At 68.0% G+C, this 3,840-nt stretch carries 2 protein-coding genes and 1 tRNA gene; 2 read left to right on the top strand and 1 reads right to left on the bottom strand.

From position 1 onward, the window contains the following. Positions 1-24 precede the first annotated feature (24 nt). Positions 25-585: a PPA1309 family protein gene (locus ACFWEP_RS32770; protein WP_387375656.1), complete on the bottom strand. Its 561-nt coding sequence runs from the start codon at positions 583-585 to the stop codon at positions 25-27. A 135-nt stretch (positions 586-720) separates the two neighbouring features. Between ACFWEP_RS32770 and ACFWEP_RS32765 the strand changes: the two genes are divergently transcribed. Both ACFWEP_RS32765 and ACFWEP_RS32760 read left to right on the top strand, forming a co-directional pair. Further along, complete coding sequence (locus ACFWEP_RS32765) at positions 721-3,687, top strand: UPF0182 family protein (RefSeq protein ID WP_387375658.1); 2,967 nt, start codon at positions 721-723, stop codon at positions 3,685-3,687. 42 nt (positions 3,688-3,729) lie between these two features. After that, positions 3,730-3,803 (top strand) — tRNA-Met (locus ACFWEP_RS32760). Positions 3,804-3,840 lie beyond the last annotated feature (37 nt).

The raw sequence follows: 3,840 nt of genomic DNA, 5'->3' as shown, positions 1-3,840 counted from the left end.
CACCGCGGGGCCCCGGCCGTCCACTCAGGACTCGAAGGTCGCGGCCAGCGCGTCGGCCAGACCCGGGACGAGCGCCGGGCCCGTGAGGACCTCGTTGGCGGAGTCCTTCTCCCGCAGCCGGATCGCGGACTCGCGCTTGCCGTTCCGCAGGACGGCCACGGTCATCCGGACCTCCTGCCGCGCCGGGTGCGCCGCCACCCACGCGGTCAGCTTCTTACCGCTGAGCCCTTCGGGTACGGAGGCCTCGGCGGACGGCGGCAGCATGAGCCGCTCGACCGTCAGCGCGCACCCCGCCACCCCGGCCGGCCAGGCGATCGTGGCGAGGAACTCGTCCAGCGGCTTCCCCTTGGGGATCTCCTCCTGCTCGACGGGGGTGAAGGCGGCGGGCACCTTGCCGTCCGCGCCGAGCCCGAGCTGGGCGGCCAGGCCCGGCTCCTGGACGCGCAGGCTGGTGGTGTCGACGAGGGCGAAAAGGCGGGCGGGGCGGTCCCATCCGAGACCGGCGGCGTACTCGTCGATTTCGAGCACCGCGACGGTGAGAGGACTCGCGGCCATCGGAGGGCCTGAGGAAGAAACGTTGGGCATACCAATATCCTGCCTCTTTTCGCACCGGGAGCGGGAACTAGGTAAAGCCTCCGTAAGTTGCAAGGGAGGGCTCTACGATCGCGGAGCCCGTTCCACACGACCCCGAAGTACGAGGTGCGCACGTTGGCTTTCCAGATGCCGGACCGCGGCGGAGGCCCGACCGGGCCACGGATCAGAGTCGGCCGCCCGTCCCGGCGTGCCCGTACCCTTCTCTTGACGCTGGGCGTCCTCGCGGCGCTCTGCATGGCGTTCGTCATGTTCGCCGGGTTCTGGACCGACTGGCTCTGGTACCGCTCGGTGTCGTACTCGTCGGTCTTCACCACGACGCTGTGGACCAAGATCGGTCTGTTCCTCGTCTTCGGACTGCTGATGGCTCTCGCCGTCGGCCTCAACGTCTGGCTCGCCCACCGGCTCCGGCCGCCGCTGAGCGCGATGTCGCTGGAGCAGCAGAGCCTGGACCGCTATCGCATGGGTGTCGCCCCCTTCAAGAAGTGGGTGCTCCTCGCGGTCACCGCGCTCGTCGGGCTGATCTCCGGGGCCTCCGCCTCGGGCCAGTGGCGCACCTGGCTGATGTACGTCAACGGCGTCTCCTTCGGGCAGAAGGACCCCCAGTTCCACCTGGACGTCTCCTTCTACGCCTTCGACCTGCCGTGGTACCGCTTCCTGCTCGGCTTCGGCTTCGCCGCGGTCGTGCTGTCGCTCATCGCGGCGGCTCTGACGCACTACCTCTACGGCGGTCTGCGGATCACCAGCCCCGGCGCCCGCGCGACCGGCGCGGCGACCGGACATCTCTCGGTGCTCCTCGGCATCTTCGTCTCTCTGAAGGCCGTGGCGTACTGGCTCGACCGGTACGGACTGGCCGTGAAGTCGAGTGACTTCAAGGCCACCGACAACTGGACCGGCCTGCGGTACGTCGACGCCAACGCCTACCTGCCGGCGAAGACGATCCTGTTCTGCATCGCCGCGATCTGCGCGGTGCTGTTCTTCGCGACGCTCTGGCGCCGTACCTGGCAGCTCCCGGTGATCGGCTTCGGGCTGATGGTCCTCTCGGCCATCCTGATCGGCGGGCTCTACCCGGCGATCGTCCAGAAGTTCCAGGTCCAGCCGAACGAGCAGGCCAAGGAAGCCCCGTTCATCCAGAAAAACATCAAGGCGACCCGCGACGCGTACGACATCGACGACGCACAGGTCGACGACTACGCCGGCAAGAGCACGGAGACCGAGGGCGCCGCGCTGCGTACCCAGGCCGACGCCGCCGCGAGTTACCGCGTGATGGACCCCAACGTCGTCTCCCCGGCGTTCCAGCAGCTCCAGCAGAAGCGGAACTACTACCAGTTCCCGGCGACGCTGGACGTGGACCGCTACGAGGAGGACGGCAAGGAGCAGGACACCGTCGTCGGTCTGCGCGAGCTCAACCTCGCGGGCCTGCCCAAGCGGAACTGGATCAACGACCACTTCACGTACACCCACGGTTACGGTGCCATCGCGGCCAAGGGCACCAGCACGGGCACCAACCCCGTCGGTTCCCCGGACTTCACCGAGTCCGGACTGCCGACGACGGGCAAGCTCGGCGAGTACGAGCAGCGGATCTACTACGGCGAGAAGACCGAGCAGTACTCCATCGTCGGCGGGCCCCAGAAGGAGCTCGACTACGAGGACGACGGCGAGAAGACCACCAGCTACAAGGGTGACAGCGGGGTCAGCCTCGCGAGTGCCTTCAACCGCGCCGCGTACGCGGTGTCGTTCAGCGAGCCGCAGATCCTCTACTCGGGGGCCATCGGCGACGGCTCGCGGATCCTCTACAACCGCACGCCCAAGGAGCGGGTCGAGGCGGTCGCCCCGTGGCTGACCATCGACGGCGACGCCTACCCGGCGGTCGTCGACCACAGGATCCAGTGGATCGTCGACGCGTACACCACGACGAACGGCTACCCGTACGCGTCCCGTACGACGCTCGGCGACACCACGGCCGACTCGCTGACGACCAACCAGCGCGCGGTCGTCGCCCAGCAGAACCAGGTCAACTACATCCGCAACTCGGTGAAGGCCACCGTCGACGCGTACGACGGCACCGTCACGCTCTACGAGTGGGACACCGAGGACCCGGTCCTCAAGACCTGGCGCAAGGCGTTCCCCGGGACGGTGAAGGACAAGTCCGCCATTCCGGCCGATCTCATGGACCACCTGCGCTACCCGCAGGATCTCTTCAAGGTCCAGCGGGAGCTGCTGACCCGGTACCACGTCACCAACCCCGCGCAGTTCTACAGCGGCAGTGACGCGTGGCAGGTGCCGGACGACCCGACCAACAAGGAACCGGGTTCCGTACCGCCGTACTACCTCTCCATGAAGATGCCGGACCAGGACCAGCAGACGTTCTCGCTGACCACGACGTTCACGCCGAGAGGCCGCCCCGACCTCGGGGCGTTCATGGCGGTGGACGCCGACGCGGCCAGCTCCGACTACGGGACGATCAGACTCCTCAGAGTCACCAACACGGTGAAGGGGCCGGGGCAGGTACAGAGCGAGCTCAACGGCAACGACGACGTCGCCGAGTTCGTGAGGAACCTCAAGGGCACCGACTCGGACATCGAGTACGGAAACCTCCTCACCGTGCCGCTGGACGGCGGGTTCCTCTACATCGAGCCGGTCTACACGCGCGGTGGCAACCAGAACTACCCGCTGTTGCGCAAGGTGGCCGCCTCGTTCGGATCGAAGATCGTCTTCGAGAACAGTCTCGGCGAGGCGCTGAACGCGGTCTTCGACGTGGACTCGGGCACGACCCAGCCCACCGAACCCACGGAACCGACCGAGCCGACCAAACCGACCGAGCCACCGGCCACCGGGGACGCGGCGCTCAAGGCGGCCATCGCGGACGCCCAGGAGGCGTACGACGCCGGCGAGAAGGCTCTCCAGGAGCAGGACTGGGGGGCTTACGGCAAGGCCCAGGACGACCTCCAGGACGCCCTGAAGCGGGCCGCGGAGGCCCAGTCCGGATCGGGCGGCTCCGCAGCCGGCTCCGGCACGGGCTCCGGCACCGCTTCCGACAGCACCGCCGGGGACACCGTCGCCTCCGCCGAGGGGGCCGCCGACCAGGGCAGCTGAGAAAACCCACCCCCGCGTCGTGGTACTGTTTGAACACAACGACGCGGGGTGGAGCAGCTCGGTAGCTCGCTGGGCTCATAACCCAGAGGTCGCAGGTTCAAATCCTGTCCCCGCTACTGAAAGACGAAGGCCCGGATCCAATGGATCCGGGCC

The organism is Streptomyces sp. NPDC060198, from assembly GCF_042728415.1.
In the GTDB taxonomy this organism is placed as follows: Bacteria; Actinomycetota; Actinomycetes; order Streptomycetales; family Streptomycetaceae; genus Streptomyces.
The sequence above is the reverse complement of the archived record's forward strand: the minus strand, read 5'-3'. Positions and strand labels throughout refer to the sequence as shown.